This window comes from Streptomyces sp. NPDC093801 (genome assembly GCF_040701585.1).
In the GTDB taxonomy this organism is placed as follows: Bacteria; Actinomycetota; Actinomycetes; order Streptomycetales; family Streptomycetaceae; genus Streptomyces.
This window is the reverse complement of the sequence record NZ_JBFBDP010000050.1, coordinates 13,230-31,885: the sequence shown is the minus strand read 5'-3', so window position 1 is coordinate 31,885 and position 18,656 is coordinate 13,230. Positions and strand designations below refer to the sequence as shown.

General features: G+C 74.1%; 16 protein-coding genes and 1 tRNA gene. 12 read left to right on the top strand and 5 right to left on the bottom strand.

Features of this window, described 5'->3' with window-relative positions; genetic code table 11:
* The first annotated feature begins 27 nt into the window (after nt 1–27).
* A complete protein-coding gene (locus AB0469_RS37270) occupies nt 28–3,387 on the top strand; it encodes an AMP-binding protein (protein ID WP_366456012.1) in 3,360 nt (1,119 codons plus the stop codon).
* Between the two features lie 123 nt (nt 3,388–3,510).
* Here AB0469_RS37270 and AB0469_RS37265 read toward each other — a convergent pair whose 3' ends face one another.
* Both AB0469_RS37265 and AB0469_RS37260 read right to left on the bottom strand, forming a co-directional pair.
* The gene (locus AB0469_RS37265; RefSeq protein ID WP_366456011.1) at nt 3,511–4,272 is read right to left on the bottom strand and encodes an alpha/beta fold hydrolase; all 762 of its coding nucleotides are present in this window, start codon (nt 4,270–4,272) and stop codon (nt 3,511–3,513) included.
* A 47-nt stretch (nt 4,273–4,319) separates the two neighbouring features.
* A complete protein-coding gene (locus AB0469_RS37260; protein WP_366456010.1) occupies nt 4,320–5,624 on the bottom strand; it encodes a PLP-dependent aminotransferase family protein in 1,305 nt (434 codons plus the stop codon).
* Nucleotides 5,625–5,824: 200 nt separating this feature from the next.
* Between AB0469_RS37260 and AB0469_RS37255 the strand changes: the two genes are divergently transcribed.
* The 4 genes from AB0469_RS37255 to AB0469_RS37240 all read left to right on the top strand — a co-directional run bounded on the left by AB0469_RS37255 (nt 5,825) and on the right by AB0469_RS37240 (nt 9,798).
* Nucleotides 5,825–6,679, top strand: a complete 855-nt coding sequence (locus AB0469_RS37255) for an alpha/beta hydrolase (RefSeq protein ID WP_366456009.1) — start codon at nt 5,825–5,827, stop codon at nt 6,677–6,679.
* A gap of 176 nt (nt 6,680–6,855) precedes the next feature.
* Nucleotides 6,856–8,343 carry an MFS transporter gene (locus AB0469_RS37250; RefSeq protein ID WP_366456008.1) on the top strand — a complete coding sequence of 496 codons (1,488 nt, stop codon included), beginning with the start codon at nt 6,856–6,858 and terminating at the stop codon, nt 8,341–8,343.
* Nucleotides 8,344–8,507: 164 nt separating this feature from the next.
* Nucleotides 8,508–8,984, top strand: coding sequence for a carboxymuconolactone decarboxylase family protein (locus tag AB0469_RS37245; protein ID WP_366456007.1), 477 nt, complete (start codon nt 8,508–8,510; stop codon nt 8,982–8,984).
* 118 nt (nt 8,985–9,102) lie between these two features.
* Nucleotides 9,103–9,798 (top strand): hypothetical protein, encoded by a 696-nt coding sequence (locus AB0469_RS37240; protein WP_366456005.1) that lies wholly within the window; start codon nt 9,103–9,105, stop codon nt 9,796–9,798.
* Here AB0469_RS37240 and puuE read toward each other — a convergent pair.
* Nucleotides 9,792–10,703: an allantoinase PuuE gene (gene puuE, locus AB0469_RS37235; RefSeq protein WP_366456004.1), complete on the bottom strand. Its 912-nt coding sequence runs from the start codon at nt 10,701–10,703 to the stop codon at nt 9,792–9,794. The two genes, AB0469_RS37240 and puuE, sit on opposite strands and share 7 nt — an antisense overlap.
* Nucleotides 10,704–10,838: 135 nt before the next feature.
* Here puuE and AB0469_RS37230 point away from each other — a divergent pair, with 135 nt between their 5' ends.
* A complete protein-coding gene (locus AB0469_RS37230; RefSeq protein WP_042811172.1) occupies nt 10,839–11,954 on the top strand; it encodes an LLM class flavin-dependent oxidoreductase in 1,116 nt (371 codons plus the stop codon).
* Complete coding sequence (locus AB0469_RS37225) at nt 11,951–12,616, top strand: CE1759 family FMN reductase (RefSeq protein ID WP_366456003.1); 666 nt, start codon at nt 11,951–11,953, stop codon at nt 12,614–12,616. The genes AB0469_RS37230 and AB0469_RS37225 overlap by 4 nt, the downstream gene beginning before the upstream one ends.
* Before the next feature lie 115 nt (nt 12,617–12,731).
* Here AB0469_RS37225 and AB0469_RS37220 read toward each other — a convergent pair whose 3' ends face one another.
* Entirely contained in the window at nt 12,732–13,349 is a 618-nt protein-coding gene (locus AB0469_RS37220) for an ATP-dependent endonuclease (protein WP_366456002.1), read from the bottom strand.
* A gap of 160 nt (nt 13,350–13,509) precedes the next feature.
* Between AB0469_RS37220 and AB0469_RS37215 the strand changes: the two genes are divergently transcribed.
* Nucleotides 13,510–13,603: transfer RNA gene (locus AB0469_RS37215), tRNA-Ser, on the top strand.
* A 305-nt stretch (nt 13,604–13,908) separates the two neighbouring features.
* Nucleotides 13,909–15,495, top strand: a complete 1,587-nt coding sequence (locus AB0469_RS37210; protein WP_366456001.1) for an FAD-dependent oxidoreductase — start codon at nt 13,909–13,911, stop codon at nt 15,493–15,495.
* A 55-nt stretch (nt 15,496–15,550) separates the two neighbouring features.
* On the opposite strand, the gene AB0469_RS37205 is transcribed toward AB0469_RS37210, so the two are convergent.
* Nucleotides 15,551–16,144 carry a TetR/AcrR family transcriptional regulator C-terminal ligand-binding domain-containing protein gene (locus tag AB0469_RS37205; RefSeq protein WP_366456000.1) on the bottom strand — a complete coding sequence of 198 codons (594 nt, stop codon included), beginning with the start codon at nt 16,142–16,144 and terminating at the stop codon, nt 15,551–15,553.
* Nucleotides 16,145–16,305: 161 nt separating this feature from the next.
* Between AB0469_RS37205 and AB0469_RS37200 the strand changes: the two genes are divergently transcribed.
* The 3 genes from AB0469_RS37200 to AB0469_RS37190 all read left to right on the top strand — a co-directional run bounded on the left by AB0469_RS37200 (nt 16,306) and on the right by AB0469_RS37190 (nt 18,511).
* Nucleotides 16,306–17,475, top strand: coding sequence for an alpha/beta fold hydrolase (locus AB0469_RS37200; protein ID WP_366455999.1), 1,170 nt, complete (start codon nt 16,306–16,308; stop codon nt 17,473–17,475).
* A 127-nt stretch (nt 17,476–17,602) separates the two neighbouring features.
* Nucleotides 17,603–17,995 (top strand): nuclear transport factor 2 family protein, encoded by a 393-nt coding sequence (locus tag AB0469_RS37195; RefSeq protein WP_366455998.1) that lies wholly within the window; start codon nt 17,603–17,605, stop codon nt 17,993–17,995.
* A 273-nt stretch (nt 17,996–18,268) separates the two neighbouring features.
* Complete coding sequence (locus AB0469_RS37190; RefSeq protein WP_366455997.1) at nt 18,269–18,511, top strand: hypothetical protein; 243 nt, start codon at nt 18,269–18,271, stop codon at nt 18,509–18,511.
* Nucleotides 18,512–18,656 lie beyond the last annotated feature (145 nt).

Here is an 18,656-nt window from a genome sequence, read left to right as displayed (position 1 = left end):
GCGGCCGCCCGTCCCGCCCCGCGGGGCGTGTCCCGCCGGCGGGACACGCCCCGCGGCAGCGGCCCGTCCCGCCGGCGCCCGGGTGTCTTGAACCGCCGTCGGGCTTCCCCGAAGGTGGGGGTGATCTGCGAGTTCCGCCGATTCCCGGGTCCGTCTGCTGAGGGGTTGATCTGTGTGCCTTCGTTCGGTGTGTCGTCCGCGCATGAAGGGATGTGGCGGGCGCAGGAGATGGCGCCCGACACGCCCAACCACGCGCTGACCATGTGGGACGTGGACGGTGAGCTGGACGGGAAGGCCATCGGATCCGCGTTCCTGCACGTGATGGGCGAGGCGGAGGTGCTGCGCGTCAACTTCGTCGACGAGGGCGGCGGGCTGCGGCTGGTCCCCCGGGAACTGGGGGACTGGCAGCCGTTCTTCCTCGACCTCGGCGACGAGCCCGACCCCGAGCGCGCGGCGCGCGAGGCCCTGGCCGACCTCGTGCGCCGGCCCTTCGACCTGGCGCGGGACCTCCTGTTCCGGCTCGGCGTGGTCCGGCTCGGCCCGTCCCGCTCCCTGCTCGTGATCGCCTACCACCACCTCGTCTCCGACGGCTTCGGTGCCGGCGGCCTGCTGTCGCGCCGCCTCGCCGAGGTGTACACGGCCCTGGTGCGCGGGGAACCGGTGCCGGAGCCGGAGCACCCGTGGGACGCCGCTTCCTTCGCGGCCGAGGCGGTGGAGTACCTCGCCTCCCCGCGGTTCACCGAGGACACGGAGTTCTGGCGGGACTACCTCAAGGACGCCCCCGCCCCCGCCCAGGTCCCGCGCGTCGCCCTCTCCGACGCCCAGCGCACCGCGCTCTCCGAGCCCCTCGGCAGCGCCGACCGCTGGTCCGAGGTGGCCGAGACCATCGGCATGGTGAGCCGGACGCTGACCGTCCCGCGCGCCGAGGCGGACGCCTGGACCGAGGCCGCCCGCTCCATGGGCGTGTGGAAGTCGCAGCTGCTGACCGCGGCGGCCGCGGTCTTCCTGCGGCACCGCTGCGACCGCCCGGAGTTCCTCTTCTCGCTGGCCGTGAGCAACCGGGTCGGCGTCGCGAGCAGGACGCCCGGCCTGGCGGTCAACGTGGTCCCGGTACGGGCGGCGGTCCCCCTCGGCGCGACCTTCGCCGAGGTCGCCGACGCGCTCGTCGACGAGACGTACGAGATCTTCGACCACACCGCCTGCCACTACTCGGACATCCAGCGCGCGAGTGGAACCAGGCTGAGCGGCCGCGGCAGCTTCGGCGCCGTCGTGAACGTCGTCGAGTTCGCCGAGCAGCTCCACTTCGGCGACAGCCCGGCGCGCTACTCCGGCGCCACCACGGGCACCTTCGAGGAGCTGTCGATCGGCGTCTACACCGACGGCAGCGCCGACAGCGACCTGTACGTCCGCCTCGACGCCCCCGCGGGCCTGTACCACCGCGCGGAACTGCGCTTCATCGGGGAGGAGCTGATCGCCCACATCCGCGCCGCGGTCGCCGACCCCGAGCGGCCGGTCGGCGCCCTGGACGTACTGGAGGGCGCCGAGCGCGACCGCGTCCTGGCGGCCCCCGCCGACACGGACGGCCCGGACGCGGACGCCACCGTCGCGGAGCTGTTCGCGCGCCGGGTGGAGCAGGACCCCGACGGCACCGCACTGGTCTCCGGCGACCTGGCACTCTCCTCCCGCGAACTGGACGCCCGCGCCACCCGCCTCGCCGAGGCCCTGCGGCGGCGGCACATCGGCCCCGAGACGGTCGTCGCCGTGGCCCTGCCCCGCTCGGCGGACCTGGCCGTCGCCCTCCTGGGCGTGGTCAAGGCCGGCGCGGCCTACCTTCCCCTCGACCCGGCGGCCCCGGCCGAGCGGCTCGCGGCGCGGGCCGGCGGCGCACCGGCGCGCGCACTCCTCACCGGTGCGGCCACGCGGCAGTCCGCCGGCCCGGACACCGAGGTGCTCGTCCTCGGGGACCTCCTGGCGGAGACCGCCGACGCCGCCCCGCAGCCCGTGCTCCCACCGCACCCGGACGGCCTGCTGGCCGTACTGCCCGGCTCCGGGGCGGCCGGCGGGGCCGAGGTCGCCCTCACGCACCGGAACATGGCGCGCTTCGTCCGGGGCACCCGGTCGCGCGGCGGCAGCGGCACCGTCCTGTGGCACGCGCCCCACACCTCCGCCACCCTCGCCCTCGAACTCTGGGCGCCGCTGCTGAACGGCGGCCGGGTGGTCGTGGCGCCCCCGGGCGAGCTCGACGCCGACGCGCTCACCGAGGCGCTCACCGGCGCGCGGGAGACGAACGCGGTCTCCACGGTGTGGCTGCCCGCCGGCCTGTTCTCGGCGGTCGCGGCCGACCGCCCCGAACGCCTCGCCGGGCTGCGCGAGGTGTGGACCGGCGGGGAGCACGTGCCCGCGGCGGCGCTGCGCAGGGTCCGGGAGGCCTGCCCCGACCTGACCGTCGTCCACGGCCACGGCCCGGTGGAGACGGCCGTGTTCGCCGCCGCCCACGTCCTGGCCGCCGACGAACCGGTGCGCCGGGCGGGCGCGCTCGGCCACCCGGTGGACGGCGCCGCCCTCTACGTCCTGGGGCCCGGACTGGCACCGGTCCCGGTCGGCGTGGTCGGCGAGCTGTACGTGGCCGGACCCGGCGTGGCGCGCGGCTACCCCGGGCGGCCCGGGCTGACCGCCGCACGCTTCGTGCCCTGCCCGTTCGGCCCGCCCGGCGCGCTCATGTACCGCACCGGGGACCGGGTGCGCCGGGGCACCGACGGCCTCCTCGCCTACGTCGGCGGACCCGGCACCCGGGCCGAGGTGCGGGGCGTGCGGGTCGAGCTGGCCGAGATCGAGGAGGTGCTCTGCGAGCACACCGGGGTGGCGCAGTCCGCGGCGGCCGTCCGGGAGGACGGCTCCGGGCAGCAGCGGCTGGTGGCCTACGTGGTCCCGGCGGCCGGCCGGACCGTGTCGGGCGAGGAGCTGCGCCGCTTCGCCGCCGGATGGCTGCCGGAGTCCCTCGTCCCGGCGGTCTTCACCGTGCTGGACCGGCTGCCGGTGGCCGGGGACGGGAGGCTGGACCGGGCAGCGCTGCCCGAGCCGGCGGCCGAGGGCGGGACGTACCGTGCCCCGCGCAACGACACCGAACGGGTCCTGGCCGCGGCGTTCGCCGAGGTGCTGGAACTGGACCGGGTCGGCATCGACGACGACTTCTTCGACCTCGGCGGCAACTCCCTGAGGGCGATCCGGCTGGTGGGCCTGATCCGGGCGGAGCTGAACCAGGAGGTGACCATCCGCAGGCTGTTCGCGGCGCGCACCGTCACCGGTCTGTCCGACATGTGGAAGGACCTCGCCCGGTCCAGCAGGCCGAGCCTGCGCAGGAGGACGCGGGACGGCGCCGTCCTCTGACCGGCCGACGGCGCCGTCCGGCCGGCCGGCGGCGCCGTCCCGCCACCGACGGACCCGGACGCGCAAGGGCCGGGCCGCGGGATCCGGCGGATCCCGCGGCCCGGCAGCCGTGCGCCGCCGCGGTCAGGGGGCGGCGGCCGGGGCGAGCAGCCCCCCGGTGACGGCCGCGGCGATCCGCTCCGGCTGGTCGTCGAGGTAGAAGTGGCCGCCGGGGAAGACCTCCAGGGCGAAACCGCCCGTGGTGTGCTCCCGCCAGGCCCGGGCCTCGGCGACCGTCACCACGGGGTCGCGGTCCCCGGTCAGCGCGGTCACCGGCACGGCCAGCGGGCCGCCCCCGCTCCAGGTGTACGTGCCGACGGCCCGGTAGTCCGCGCGCAGCGCCGGCAGCACCATCTCCAGGATCTCGGGGTTGTCGAGGAGCGTCCGGTCGGTGCCGCTCAGCCCGCGCACCTCGGCCAGCACGTCGGCGTCCCCGTAGTACCGGTAGTGGGCGCCGGACGGGTTGTCCGGCGTGCCCCGGCCGGAGACGAACAGCCTCCGGGGCGCGGGGAGTCCGGCCCGTTCCAGGCGGCGGGCCGTCTCGTAGGCGACGAGCGCGCCCATGCTGTGGCCGAACAGGGCGTACGGCCGTCCGGGGTCCGCGGCCAGCGCGCGGGCCAGTTCCCCCGACACCGCCTCGACCAGCCGTTCCAGGTCCGTGAACGGGGCCTCCCCGAACCGGTCCTGGCGTCCCGGGTACTGCACGGACACCACGTCGAGGTCCGTGGGCAGCGCGTGCGCCAGGGCCTTGTAGGCCGTCGCCGAGCCGCCCGCGTGCGGGAAGCACACGAGCCGCGGCCCGTTCCCCGCGGGCGTGGTGTAGCGCCGGAACCAGGTGCTGTTCACCGTCGTCGTGTCCCTTCGTCTCGTTGCCCCGCGGGGTCCCGGGCCGCTCAGACCGCTTCCGGTGCGAGCGTCCGCGGCGCCGCCGCCCGGCGGGGGCCCGTACCGGCGGAGGCGTGCGCGAGGGCCGGTTCGGAGTCCAGCACCGAGGCCAGCCGGCGGACGCCCTCACGGATCCGCTCCGGGGTGGGGTAGGAGTAGGACAGCCGCATCCGGCGGCTGCCGAGCCCGTTCGTGTAGAAACCGGTGCCCGACGCGTACGCCACCCGCGAGGCCACCGCGCGCGGCAGCATCGCCCTCGTGTCCACGCCCTCCGGCACCTTGACCCACACGTAGAACCCGCCGGCCGGCTCGGTCCAGCCGCACCCCGGCAGGTACTCCTCCAGCGCGCCGAGCATCGCGTCGCGGCGCTCGCGGTAGACCTCCCTGAGCGTCGTGATCTGGCCCCGCCAGTCCTGCGTGGCCAGGTAGCGGGACACGATCATCTGGTTCAGCGTGGGCGGGCAGAGCGTGGCCGACTCGGCGGCCAGCACCAGCTTCTCCCGCACCGCCTGCGGCGCGAGCACCCAGCCGACCCGCAGGCCGGCGGCGAACGTCTTCGAGAACGAGCCCAGGTAGACCACGTTCTCCGGGTCCAGGGAGTGCAGCGCCGGGTAGGTCCGCCCGTCGAAGCCGAGCAGCCCGTACGGGTTGTCCTCCAGCACCAGCACGCCGTACGAGCGGCAGATCTCCAGGATCTCCGCCCGCCGTTCGACGGCCAGCGTCACCCCGGACGGGTTGTGGAAGTTCGGGATCGTGTACAGCAGTTTCACCCGCCGCCCGGCGTTCCTCGCCTGCCGCAGCGCCGCCCGCAGCCCCTCCGGCACCAGTCCGCGGTCGTCGACCGGGACGTGCACGACCTCCGCCTGGTAGGCGGCGAACGAGCCCAGCGCGCCGACGTACGACGGGCCCTCGGCCAGCACCACGTCCCCCGGATCGCAGAACAGCCGGGCCACCAGGTCGAGGCCCATCTGCGAGCCGACCGTCACCACGACCTCGTCGGGGTGGCCGGTGACCCCCTCCAGCGCCATCACCTCGCAGATCTGCTCCCGCAGCTGCGGAAGTCCGTGTGCGGAGGCGTACTGGAGCGCCGTCAGGCCGTCCTCGGCGATGAGCTGCGCGGCCTGCGCCGCGAGGGCGTCCAGCGGCAGCGCGGCCAGGTGGGGCATCCCCCCGGCCAGCGAGACCACCTCGGGCCTGCTGGCGACCGCGAACAGCGCCCGGATCTCGGAGGCCGTCATGCCCGCGGTGCGCGCGGCATACCGGCCGAGATGCGGGTCGAGGCCTCCTCGGCCGCTCTGCGGACAGTGACCCATTGCGTCTCCCCACCTCGTCCAGCCCTGCTGGACGAGCATCGGGGGGCCCGCTCGGGATCCCCTCGCGGCCCGCTCGCGAACCGGTCGCGGCGGGCTGGCGGCTCCCCGGAGCCCGCGGGGCGGGACGGCCGGATCCGGCCCCTCTCCCGGACACCTCCGCCCTTCGTTCTATACAAGCGTATTGAACATCCGTCATAGACATGCGTATAGTCGATCTCGGCAAGCCCGCCACCCACCCGGACCGAGGGAGCACCGACATGACCGCCACCGCCCAGCCCACCCGCGCCACCCTGGACGTCGACGGCCGCGCCCTCTCCTACCTGGACTTCGGCGGCGCCGGCCGCCCCCTGGTCGCCCTCCACGGCCACCTCTCCGAGGGCGCCTCCTTCACGGCCCTGGCCGCCGCCCTCGGCCCCGAATGGCGGGTGATCGCCCCCGACCAGCGCGGCCACGGCGACTCCGACCGCGCCCCCGAGTACACCCGCGCCGGCTACCTCGCCGACCTCCTCGCGCTCCTCGACCACCTCGGCATCGACCGCGCGGTCTTCCTCGGCCACTCCCTCGGCGCGGTCAACGCCTACCACCTGGCCGCCGAGCGGCCGGAGCTGGTCGAGGCGCTGATCGACGTCGACACCGCCGCCGAGCTGCCCGACCGCGGCGCCAGCCCCCTGGCCTTCGTCCTGGGCTTCCCCTACACGGCGCCCACCCGCGAGGAACTCGCCGCCGCCTGCGGCCCCCTCGGCGCCGTCCTCGGCCCCGCCCTGCGCCCGCTGCCCGACGGCTCCGGCTGGCGGCTCCCGTTCCACCCCCGGGACACCGTCGACTCCGAGACGCTCGTCCACGGGGACCACTGGAAGCAGTGGCTCGCCACCGACTGCCCCGCCCTCCTGATCCACGGCCTGCGCAGCCAGGTCCTCCCCGCCGGGCAGGCCGAGGCCATGGTCGCCCGCCGCCCCGGTACCTCCTACCGCCCCCTGGACACCGACCACTTCGTCCAGCAGGCCGACCCCGAGGGCTTCGCCGACGCCGTCCGCACCTTCCTCGCGACCGTCTGACCCGATCCCGCCGCCCACGGCCCGCCACCCCCCGGCTCGTTCGAGCCGGGGGGTGGTCTGCGTACGGCGGAAGCGTCTTGCGTACAGCGTTCCATTACGCGTACGGTGTTCGCATCGAGCAACGCCGTACGCACCACCGAGCGCCGGCCCCGCCGACGCAGCCGAAAGGGAACCCCATGGAAACCCGCACCCCACGCCGCTGGTGGATCCTGATCGTGCTGTGCCTGAGCACGCTGGTCCTGACCGTCGACTCCATGGCCCTGACGGTCGCGGTCCCGTCCATGACCGCCGACCTGGACGCGAGCGCCCAGGACACCCAGTGGATCCTCGACTCCTACATCCTGGTGTTCGCCGGCCTCCTGCTCACCTCCGGCAGCCTCGGCGACCGCTTCGGCCGCCGCCGGGTCATGCTGATCGGCCTGCTGCTCTTCGGCGCCGCCTCGCTCGCCGCGACCTTCGCCGCCGATCCCGCCGAAGTGATCGCGGTACGCGTCGCCATGGGCGTCGGCGGGGCGCTGATCATGCCCTCCACCCTCTCCCTCCTCATCACCGTCTTCGACGAGGAGGAACGGCCGAAGGCCATGGCCGCCTGGGGCTCCGTCTCGATGCTGGGCCTGGTCGGCAGCCCCGTCCTCGGCGGCGTCCTGATCGACCGGTTCTCCTGGCACTCGATCTTCCTGATCAACGTGCCCGTCGTCGCCCTCGCCGTGGTCGCCGCCCTCACCCTGATGCCGGAGTCCAAGGGCCCCTGGCAGAAGCCCGATCCGCTGGGCGCCGTCCTGTCCGCCACCGGTATGACCGCCCTCGTCTGGTGGATCATCGAAATCCCGCAGCACGGCGCCTTCGGCGGCCGCTCCGCCCTCGTCCTGGCCGTCGCCGCCGTCGCCCTCGTCGGCTTCGTGCTCTGGGAGAACACCACCGACTCCCCGATGGTCCCGCTCGTCCTCTTCAAGAACCGCAACTTCAGCGGCGGCTCGCTCTCCCTGGCCCTCGTCCAGATCGGCAACGGAGGCCTGCTCCTGGTCCTCACCCAGTACCTGCAGTTCGTCCTCGGCTACTCGCCCCTCAAGGCCGGCCTCGCCTTCGTCCCGCTGGCCGTCGCCGCCCTCGTCGGCAACGGCGCCGGCGCCGGCCTCGCCGCCCGGATCGGCAACCGCCCCCTGGTCCTGGCCGGCATGCTGGTGATGGCCTCCTCGTTCGCCCTGCTGACCACCGTCTCCGCCGACACCGGCTTCACCGTCCCGGCGGTCGCCCTCGGCCTCCTCGGCCTCGGCGCCGGACTGGCCATGCCCGCCGCGGTGGGCGCGCTGATGGGCACCATCCCCGAGGAGCAGGCGGGCGTCGGCTCCGCCCTGAACGACACCATCCAGCAGGCCGGCACCGCCCTCGGCATCGCCATCCTCGGCTCCCTGCTCACCAGCGGCTACGCGGCGAACATGCCGGCCGGGGCCCCCGCCGAGGCCAGGCACTCGCTCGCCGGGGCCCTGGCCGCCGCCCACGGCGAGCCCGGCCTGGTCCGAGCCGCCCGTGAAGCCTTCACCTCCTCGATGGGCACCACCCTCACCCTCGGCGCCGCCGGCCTCCTCGCCGCCGCCCTGCTGGCCGCCGTGGTCATGCGCGACAAGAAGCCCGCCCCCGCCCCCGAGCCCCAGCCCGCCGCCTGACCCGCCCCGCCCGCCCGCGCAGGCCGGCGCCCCGCCCCGGGCACCGGCCTTCCGGCACGCCCGGACGAGACGCAGGTCACACCCCGCCCCCTGTCACAGAACGCCGGGCGGCCCCGTCTGAAGGGCGTATCCGCCAACGGACCACCGCGAAGGAGCGGCACACCATGGACGCACGGCTCGACTACTTCACCAGCGCCACCGCCGGCAAGGCCCTCAAGCACGTCACCGCGGCGGGCAGGGCCGTCAAGGAATCGCCCCTGCCGGCCGCCACGCAGGAGCTCGTGGCGCTGCGCGTGAGCCAGCTCAACGGCTGCGCGGTCTGCATCGACATCCACACCAAGGAGGCCGCCGCAGCGGGCGAGACCCCCGTACGGACCCACCTGGTCGCCGCCTGGCGCGAGGCGACGGTCTTCACCGGGGCCGAGCGCGCCGCGCTCCGGCTGGCGGAGGAGGGCACCCGGATCGCTGACGCCGCCGACGGCGTCAGCGACGAGGCGTGGGCGCAGGCGGCCCGGCACTACGACGAGGAGCAGCTCACCGCCCTCGCCCTGCTGATCTCCTTCATGAACATGGTCAACCGGCTGAACGTCATCGCCCGGCGCCCGTCCGACGGCGACTACCGGGCCGGCCAGTTCAACTGACGGGGAATCCGGGAGGAGGAGGGGGGCGGCGCCGCACGACGCGACCGCCGTCCCCTCTCCTCCTCTGCGGGCGGGCCCCCTTCCCGCCGCCGGACCACCATCCGGAAGAATCCCCTCCATGACCGTGCGCCCGTCCGAAGACCTGCCCGCCGCGTTCGCCCGCCTCGGCGGTGAGGAGGACGCCCGGGTCTGGAGCGAGCTCTGGGACGACCTGTGCCACCAGGGGAGCGTCTACGACGACAGCTTCCCCGCCCTCCCGCACCTGGCGGCCATCGCCACCGGCCGGGCGCCGGGCGCCCCCCTCGACGCCGTCCTGATGGCGGGCCTCATCGCCTCGGCGGCGGACGAGGAGCGCACCGCCCGCTACGCCGCCGAGACCGCCGCCCTCCTCCCGGTCGCCCGCCGCCTGCTGGACGCCGCGGTCAACGACGCCCCGGCCTTCGTCTACCTCCTCCAGTGCGTCCTGGCCTTCGAGGGCGAACGGGAGTGGAGCGCGAGCCGCCTGGAGGGCCTGTTCGAGCAGGAGTACCGGATCGACTGCCCCGCCTGCTCCTCGGACCTCACCATCGCCTTCGGCCCCGACGGGGCCTTCTCCGCGGACGGCGACCCCCTCATCTGCGACCCCGCCACGGCGCCGCTCCTCCCCGCCGACCCGCCCGCCCTCGACCCGCTCCCCGCCCGCCTGCACGCCGAGGCGAAGCGGGCGGGCCACGAGGACGTCGCCCGGGGGCTGACGTACCTCTTCGGCCGGGCGACCTGCCCGGTCTGCGCCACCGCGTTCGCCGTACCGGACCGGGTCCTGCGGACCTACTGACCCCCGGGCGGGTGCGCGGAGAGCCAGTGCCGCGCGATCTGCTCCCGGGTGGTGACCCACCCGCCGCCGAGCTGTGCGACGTGCCGCAGGAACCCGTCGAGCGCGCGGATGCGGCCGGGCCGCCCGATGATCCGGCCGTGCAGGCCGACGCTCATCATCCGCGGCCGCTCGGCCCCCTCCGCGTGCAGCGCGCCGTAGGTGTCGACGAGGTACGCGAGCATGTCGTCGGCGGTCGTGAACCCGTGCACGATGAGGAACTTGAAGTCGTTGGCGTCGAGTGCGTACGGCACCACGAGCTGCTGCCGCCCGCCGGTCTCCACGTAGAACGGCAGGTCGTCGGAGTAGTCGTCGGAGTCGTAGAGGAACCCGCCCTCCTCCGCGACCAGCCGCCGGGTACGGGGGCTGGTCCGCCCGGTGTACCACCCGACCGGCCGGCGGCCCACGAGCCGCCCGATCGTCGCGACCGTCCGCGCGATGTCGGCCCGCTCGGCCTCCTCGGGCACGTCCCGGTGGTCGATCCACCGCCATCCGTGCCCCGCCACCTCCCACCCCGCGGCCCCCATGGCCCGCGCCGCCCCGGGATTGCGCTCCAGCGCCCGGCCCGCCGCGAAGACCGTGAGCGGCACCCCGTGCGCCGCGACCGTCCGGTGCACCCGCCAGAACCCGGCCCGCGCCCCGTAGGCGAACATCGACTCGGCGTTCAGGTCCCGTCCGCCCTCCACGGGCGGCGCCCCCACGATCTCGTGCAGGTACCCCTCGGAGCCGGGGTCCCCCTCCAGGACGCTCCGCTCGGCGCCCTCCTCGTAGTTCAGTACGAGGCTCACGGCGACCCGCGCCCCGCCGGGCCACCGGGCGTGCGGCGGTTCGGCCCCGTAGCCGACGAGATCACGCTGATTCCCGGACACGGCCCGCACCCTACCGCCGCCCCCGGCGCCGGGCCCGCGGCCCCGCCGGACGGGGACCCCCGGTGGGGGAATACCCCGCGCCCGCCCTCCGTTCCGGGGTATAGTTGAATCGTAAACAACTTTGGAAGGGGAGCCATGCAGTTCGGGATCTTCACCGTCGGCGACGTCACCACCGACCCGACGACCGGACGCGCGCCCGGCGAGCACGACCGCATCAAGGCCATGCTCGCCATCGCGCAGAAGGCCGAGGAGGTCGGCCTCGACGTCTTCGCCACCGGCGAGCACCACAACCCGCCGTTCGTCCCCTCCTCGCCGACGACGATGCTCGGCTACATCGCCGCGCGCACCGAGAACCTGATCCTCTCCACCTCCACGACGCTGATCACCACCAACGACCCGGTGAAGATCGCCGAGGACTTCGCGATGCTCCAGCACGTCGCCGACGGCCGCGTCGACCTGATGCTGGGCCGCGGCAACACCGGCCCGGTCTACCCGTGGTTCGGCAAGGACATCCGCGACGGCATCGACCTCGCCATCGAGAACTACGCGCTGCTGCGCCGCCTGTGGGACGAGGACGTGGTCACCTGGAAGGGCAAGTTCCGCACCCCCCTCCAGTCCTTCACCTCCACCCCCCGCCCCCTCGACGGCGTCGCCCCCTTCGTCTGGCACGGCTCCATCCGCTCGCCGGAGATCGCCGAGCAGGCCGCCTACTACGGAGACGGCTTCTTCCACAACAACATCTTCTGGCCGGCCTCCCACACCCGGCAGATGGTCGAGCTGTACCGCGAGCGCTACGCCCACTACGGGCACGGCACCCCCGAGCAGGCCATCGTCGGACTCGGCGGCCAGGTCTTCATGCGCAGGAACTCCCAGGACGCCGTCCGCGAGTTCCGCCCGTACTTCGACAACGCCCCCGTCTACGGCCACGGCCCCTCCCTGGAGGAGTTCACCTCCCAGACGCCCCTCACCGTCGGCTCGCCGCAGCAGGTCATCGAGCGCACGCTCTCCTTCCGGGACTACGCCGGCGACTACCAGCGCCAGCTCTTCCTGATCGACCACGCGGGCCTGCCCCTGAAGACCGTCCTGGAACAGCTCGACCTGCTCGGTGAGGAGGTCGTACCGGTCCTGCGCAAGGAGTTCGCGAACCTCCGCCCCGCCGGCGTACCGGACGCCCCCACCCACGCCGCCCGCGTCGCCGCGGCGACGGCCCGCACCGACGGCACCACCGCCCCGGAGGAGGCACGCGCATGAAACTCGTCGTCGTATCGGCGGGCCTGAGCTCTCCGTCCTCGACCCGTCTCCTCGCCGACCGCCTGACGGCCGCGACCCTCACCGGCGCGGCTCTCACCCACCGCGACGCCGAACCCGAGGTGATCGAACTGCGGGACCTCGCCACGGAGATCGCCCGGCACTTCGTCACGGGCTTCCCGTCCGCCCGCCTGGCCGCCGCCCTCGACGCGGTGGCGGCCGCGGACGGCCTGATCGCCGTGACACCGGTCTTCGCCGGCTCCTACAGCGGCCTGTTCAAGTCCTTCTTCGACGTCATCGACAAGGACGCCCTCACCGGCACCCCCGTGCTCCTCGGCGCGACCGGCGGCACCGCCCGGCACTCCCTGGTCACCGAACACGCCCTGCGGCCCCTGTTCGCCCACCTGCGCGCCCTCGTCGTCCCCACCGCCGTCTACGCCGCCTCGGAGGACTGGGGCGAAGAGGGCCTGGACCGGCGCATCGCCCGCGCGGGCGGGGAACTGGCCGGCTTCATGGCCCCCGCCGCGGCCACCCCGGACGTGGACACCACCGCCGCGATAGCCGCTCCCCGTTCCCCCACGGGCGCCATCACGTCCCTGCCCGCGTCGGCCGCCGCCACCCTCGTCCCCTTCGAACAGCGCCTGGCGGCCCTGCGGGTGGACTAGGGGGTGTTGCGGAAGTCCCGCACGGCGCCCGGCAGGCACTCTCGCCGCACCGGACACCGCGGGCACCGCAGAGGACTTCCGCAAACACCCCCGGGCCGTGCGGCGGACGCCCCGACTACAGGCAGGCGAGCAGGGCGTCCAGGGGAGCGGGCACCCGGCCGGGGTCGAGGGACTCGGCCAGCAGGTGCCCGTAGCGGATCTTCCGCCCCTTCTTCGTCCCGAGGAACCGCCGCATCCGGTCCTGCGGGCTCCGGCCCCGCTGCGCGGGCTGGCGCGTGAAGGTCCGCCACGGCACGAGGTCCCCCTCGGCCTCCACGATCTCCTCCACCTTCGGCACGCCCAGCGCCCGGATCAGCTCCTCCTCCAGGTCCTTCACGCAGACGAAGACCCCCTGCCCGGGCGCCCCGACCCGGTCCAGAGCACGGTCGTAGAAGGGCCGCTCCTGCTCGTCGCACAGCCCGGTGATCCGCAGCCCCAGCCCCGGCGGGCCCATCAGCTCGGCGTAGCGCCCGACGTTCATCGCCCCGCCCATGGAGAGCACGCAGACCCCCTCCGCGGCCAGCGCCCGCCCGAGGCGCCCGGCGAGGGTCTCCAGCGCGGCGAGATCACTGGGCCCTTCCACCAGCACCACGGCCCGCACCCCCGCACCGGCGGCCAGCTCCCGCGCCACCGCACCGCCCCCGCCCGCGGCCCACCCGCCGACCGCGTCCCGGAATCCCCCCATGTCCGTCATGGGGCCGATTCTGCTGCACCGCGTGCCGGAGGTCAGCCGGATTTCTCCCCGGCCCACCGCACGGGCCCGGCGGCGCCCGCAGGAGGTGTCAGCGCGCGGTCAGCACCCGTGCCGCATGCTGGTTCCCGTGACCGGGCGAAGAGACCGGCCCGGTCACGAGGGAGAGGTGCCCGGAGCGGTTGATCGGGGACCGGCCACTGGCCGTTCGGGTTCCTTGGGGATCCACGCAGGTTCGAATTCTGCCCTCTCCGCCACACCCCCACCCAAGGCCCCGCCGGCCCACGCCCCACCCCGGGCCGCAGGCCGCGAGGTGCCCTGCCCCGTTGTCCGGTTCGGTCACCCCGGCGCCTGACGACGGCTTCGAGACCCAACGGGCAGCACCTGTCCTTCTCTTCGAGCTGCGTCGACAAGGTCGTGCACCACGAACGGCAAGATCTGACTGCCGGTGGCCCGTCGGTCGCTTGTCGGCGCTGTCGGTGCGATGTCGGCGGGCGCTGACACCCTCCGAGGAGTCCGGCCGGGTACCCACCCGGCTCGGAATCCGAGGAGGGGATCTCTCGTGCATGACGTAGTGATCGTGGGGGCCGGTCCGGTGGGCCTGGTCCTCGCCTGCGAGCTCGGCCTCGCGGGCTGTTCCGTGCTGGTGCTCGAACGGGAGCCGGGGCTCGGCTCCCCGTTACGGTCGGCCCCGCTCGGGAGGCGCGGGCTGTCGGCCGCGTCGGCCGAGGTGTTCGACCGGCGCGGCCTGCTGGAACCGCTTCTGGCGGCGTCGGGCGTCCAGGAGGTGTTCGGTGACGCGGCCCCCGAAGCGGGGGCGCCGACGCGCCCCCGCTTCGTCGGCCACTTCGCCGGCATGATGCTCGACGGGGACCGGGTCGACGCCGCCGCCCTCCCCTTCCGGCTTCCCGGAGCGGCGCCCGAACCCATGGTGACGGACCTCGCAGCGGTCGAGACGGTGCTGTCCGAGCAGGCGACCAGACTCGGCGTGGACATCAGGCGCGGCGTCACGGTCTCGGCCGTCTCCCAGAACGGGGAGGGCGTCGTCGCACGAGCCGGCGCGGACGCGTACGAGGCGCGCTGGCTGGTCGGCTGCGACGGCGGACGCAGCGCGGTGCGCAGGCTCGCGGGCTTCGAGTTCGTCGGCACCGAACCGCAGTTCACCGGCTACACCATGCAGGCCACGCTCACCGGCCCCGACCAGCTGCGCCCCGGCTTCCACCTGACACCGGCGGGCATGTACCTCCGGATGCCCGCCGACGGCCACTTCGCCATGATGGACTTCGACGGTGGTGCGTTCGACCGTTCACAGCCCCCGACCCGCGCCCACCTCCAGACGGTCCTGCGCCGCGTGTCCGGCATCGACGTGACGATCGGCGAGGTCCGCATCGCCTCGAGCTTCACCGACCGGGCGATGCAGACGACGGCCTACCGGCGCGGACGCGTCCTGCTCGCGGGCGACGCCGCCCACATCCACTCGCCCCTCGGCGGCCAGGGGATGAACACCGGCATCGGCGACGCCGCGAATTTGGGCTGGAAGCTCGCGGCGACCGTCCACGGTCACGCGCCCGACGGCCTCCTCGACACCTACACCGACGAACGCCACCCGATCGGCGCCGCGGTGCTCGACTGGTCGCGCGCCCAGGTGGCGACCATGCGGCCGGAGCCGTACGCCCAGGCGATCCAGGCCGTGGTCCGCGACCTCATCGGGACCCGCGACGGAGCGACCTACGTGTTCGGGAAGCTGTCGGGCTCGTGGATCCGCTACGACCTCGGCAGCGAGCATCCGCTGGTCGGCCGCAGCGCCCCCGACTTCCGTCTCGAGGACGGCACCCGCCTCGGCGACCTCATGGAGGACGGACGCGGCGTCCTGCTCGACTTCAGCCCCGACCGCCGCCTGCACGCCCCGGCGGCCGGCTGGGAGGGCCGGATACGGTACGCGGCCGGGACCGCGAGCGACGACCTCGGCTCGGGGGCCGTCCTGGTGCGGCCCGACGGCGTGGTCGCCTGGGCGGGCGACCGCCACCCCGACCGCGAGGCGTTCGAGCGGGCCGCCGGCCGCTGGTTCGGCGCTCCGGCCGCGACCGGACTCACCGGCCGGGCCCTCCCCGCCCCCGCACGGCCGGCCGCCGATTCCACTCGGCGGTGAACAACGGCCGGGCCGGCGCAGCGGCGGTCACGAGGAGGACGGGTACCGCCGCTCCTCAGCCCGCGTCCGCTCCGCTCCCGCGGCCGAGGAGCCTGTCCACCAGAAGCTGCGGGTAGCCGGAGTCCGGCAGGTCGATGCCGAAGACCGCCCGGATGTAGAAGGGCGCGATCAGCTGGTCGAGGATCTCCTCCAGCGGTGGCGGGTCCTCCCCCCGGGCCGTGGCCCGCTCGCGGATCTGCTCGATGGAGCGCATGCGCTGCCGGAAGTGCCGGGCGCGCTCGGCCTGCGCCTGGGGGCCGCTCGGCATGGACAGGATGACGGCCCGCACCAGGGCGCGCCCCTCGGCCGTGCGCATGCTCGCGACGCTGGCTTCGGCCCAGGCGATGAGGTCACCGCGCAGGGTGCCGGTGTCGTTCAGCGGCGAGTTCCGCTCGAGGCGGGTGGTGACGGTGTCGGCCAGCAGCGCGTCCAGGCTGCCCCAGCGCCGGTAGACGCTGGTGTGGTTGACGCCGGCGCGCTGCGCGATCGCGGGGATGTTGAGCTCCTCGTCCTCCGGGGCGGAGAGGAGTTCGACGACCGCCTGGTGGACGGCTGCGCGGACCTGTTCGGGGCTCCTGCGGATGCGCGCGCCCGGTTGCTTCTGAGTCACACCCCCATCGTAAGCACAGATATTTGCTTAGATCCAACCGAGCCCCTACAGTCGACCTCACAAGCACAAATCTGTGCTTGCAAACCGGTCGAAGGAGCCCGCGATGCAGCAGCTGCTGTTCCCGAAACAACACCCAGTTCTGGTACGAGACCCTGCGCTCGATGAGCCACATCGCCTACGGCGGCGCCGACTTCGGCGAGGTCGTCTCCACGGCCGCACGCATCACCGAAGGCGACTACGACAGCTGGTACACCCACTGGTCCGCCACCGCCGACCGCGTCGCGTCACAGGCCGAGCAGGCCCTCGCGGCCGGCCACCGGATCAGCGCCCGAGACGCCTTCCTCCGCGCCTCGAACTACTACCGCTCCGCCGAGTTCTTCCTCCACGGCAAGGACTGCGACCCCCGCCACGACCACGCCTACGACCGCTCCGTCGAGTGCTTCAAGGCCGCCGCCGCCCTCTACACCACCCCGCGCATCGAGCCCGTCGAGATCCCCTACGAGAACACCGCGCTGCCCGGCTACCTCTACCGCCCCGACGACTCCGGCACCCCCCGCCCGACGCTGATCATGCACAACGGCTTCGACGGCACCGCCGAGGAGATGCACTTCTTCGGCGCCCTCGCCGCCGTCGAACGCGGCTACACCGTGCTCGTCTTCGACGGCCCCGGCATGCCCGGCCTGCGCCACCACCAGGGCCTCGTCTTCCGCCCCGACTGGGAGAACGTCATCACCCCCGTGATCGACCACGCCGAAACGATCCCCGAGGTCGACCCCACCCGCATCGCCCTCCTCGGCCTCAGCATGGGCGGAGTCCTCGCCCCCCGCGCGGCCGCCTTCGAGCACCGCCTCGCCGCGCTCATAGCCGTCGACGGCCTCTACGACCTCGGCCAGACCTCCGTCCGCAACATCCCCGGCACCCGCGAGGAATCCGAACGCCTCCTGCGCGCCGAATCCGCCCCGGACCTCGACGCCGCCCTCGAACGGCTCATGGCCGAGGACCCGATCGCCCGCTGGGCCCTCCACCACGGCATGTACGTCATGGGCGTCGACACCCCCCGCGCCTTCAACGCCTCCTACCTCGACTACACCCTCGCCGACGGCATCGCGGAAAAGATCCAGTGCCCCACCCTCGTCTGCGACGCCTCCGAGGACGAGTTCTTCAAGGGCCAGCCCGAACAGCTCTACGCACACCTCACCTGCCCCAAGACCCTCATGCTCTTCACCGCCGAGGAAGGCGCCGGAGCCCACTGCCACCCCGGCGCCACGCGCCACGCCAACGCCCGCATCTACGACTGGCTCGACGAAACCCTCACCCCCACCCACCCCTGACCCCCACCCCTGACCCCCACCCCTGACCCCCACCCCTGACCCCCACCCCTGACCCCCACCCCTGACCCCCATCCCTGCCCCCTCACCACCATCCCCGCAGCCCGACCCCTCCCCGGAAGGACCCCACATGCCCCGCACCGACATCAAGACCGCCCTCACCGACCTCCTCCTCAACGAGGACATCACCCTCACCGAGGCCGCCGACCGCCACTTCACCCCCGACTACCGCCAGCGCACCGACGGCGAGTGGGCCGACCGCACCCGGTTCCTCGCCCACATCGCCCACCTCCGCACCCTCGTCGCCTCGGCAGAGATCGAGGTCCACGAAGAGCTCCACGACGGCCACAAGTACGCCGACCGCCACACCTGCCACATCACCAAGAAGGACGGCACGACGGCGGCCATGGAGGTCTACGTCTTCGCCACCATGGCCCCCGACGGCCGCTTCCGGCGCATCGAGGAGACCACCCTCCTCCTCAAGGGCACGAAAGCCGACCGCACCCTCGGCAGCGCCCGCTGACCACCCCCACCCCGCGAGCCGTCACCGTAAGCCGGCCTCCCCGCCCGGTTGCAACCGATCGGGCGGGTAACGGGTCCTTTTGTTCGAGTGGATCTGCGAGTGGTTTCGGTGGATGCCGTATGGACGCGGTCGAAGGGGGGAGAGGCGGCGGTCGCGGGTACCCGGTGGGCCCGGACGGAGGCCTGCGCGAGGAGGCACTGGCGCCGGGAGAAGTCGTTCTGAGCGCCTACCTGGTCCGTCCCCTTTCCGAGGACGGCCGACCCGCCGGCACCTATGACAGCGACCCGCTACGAACTGCGGTTCACCACCCGGGGACTCCAGCTCTGGGACAGGAGCGACCAGCTCTGGAGCCACCCCTGGCGGACCGTACGGCTGGTGGCGGAGGGCGACCTGGTCCTCGTCCACCACCAGGACCAGCTGATCGCGGAGCTTCTGGTGGACACGGTGGACGGCTCCCCGACCGGACTCCTCCTCGGCGCCGCCCGCCTGCACACTCGCGCCGCCCTCCCCCGATGACCAGCCGCCCACACACCAGGACCCTGCGAGGCCCCGCCCTGCAAGGCGTCGACCCATGAGTCCCCGGCACGGCGCTACAGGACCTCCGCCTACGGGCCCTCCTGAGCAGCACGGCGCCGCGGCGCGCCTGCACGCCCGCCCCACC

Bases quoted from the DNA above. Each gene is read 5' to 3' on its own strand.
- AB0469_RS37250 (WP_366456008.1), top strand. From the start codon at position 6,856: ATGGAAACCCGCACCCCACGCCGCTGGTGGATCCTGATCGTGCTGTGC.
- AB0469_RS37240 (WP_366456005.1), top strand. From the start codon at position 9,103: ATGACCGTGCGCCCGTCCGAAGACCTGCCCGCCGCGTTCGCCCGCCTC.
- AB0469_RS37255 (WP_366456009.1), top strand. From the start codon at position 5,825: ATGCGTATAGTCGATCTCGGCAAGCCCGCCACCCACCCGGACCGAGGG.
- AB0469_RS37220 (WP_366456002.1), bottom strand. From the start codon at position 13,349: ATGACGGACATGGGGGGATTCCGGGACGCGGTCGGCGGGTGGGCCGCG.
- AB0469_RS37225 (WP_366456003.1), top strand. From the start codon at position 11,951: ATGAAACTCGTCGTCGTATCGGCGGGCCTGAGCTCTCCGTCCTCGACC.
- AB0469_RS37195 (WP_366455998.1), top strand. From the start codon at position 17,603: ATGCCCCGCACCGACATCAAGACCGCCCTCACCGACCTCCTCCTCAAC.
- AB0469_RS37230 (WP_042811172.1), top strand. From the start codon at position 10,839: ATGCAGTTCGGGATCTTCACCGTCGGCGACGTCACCACCGACCCGACG.
- AB0469_RS37260 (WP_366456010.1), bottom strand. From the start codon at position 5,624: ATGGGTCACTGTCCGCAGAGCGGCCGAGGAGGCCTCGACCCGCATCTC.
- AB0469_RS37245 (WP_366456007.1), top strand. From the start codon at position 8,508: ATGGACGCACGGCTCGACTACTTCACCAGCGCCACCGCCGGCAAGGCC.
- AB0469_RS37200 (WP_366455999.1), top strand. From the start codon at position 16,306: ATGAGCCACATCGCCTACGGCGGCGCCGACTTCGGCGAGGTCGTCTCC.
- AB0469_RS37190 (WP_366455997.1), top strand. From the start codon at position 18,269: ATGACAGCGACCCGCTACGAACTGCGGTTCACCACCCGGGGACTCCAG.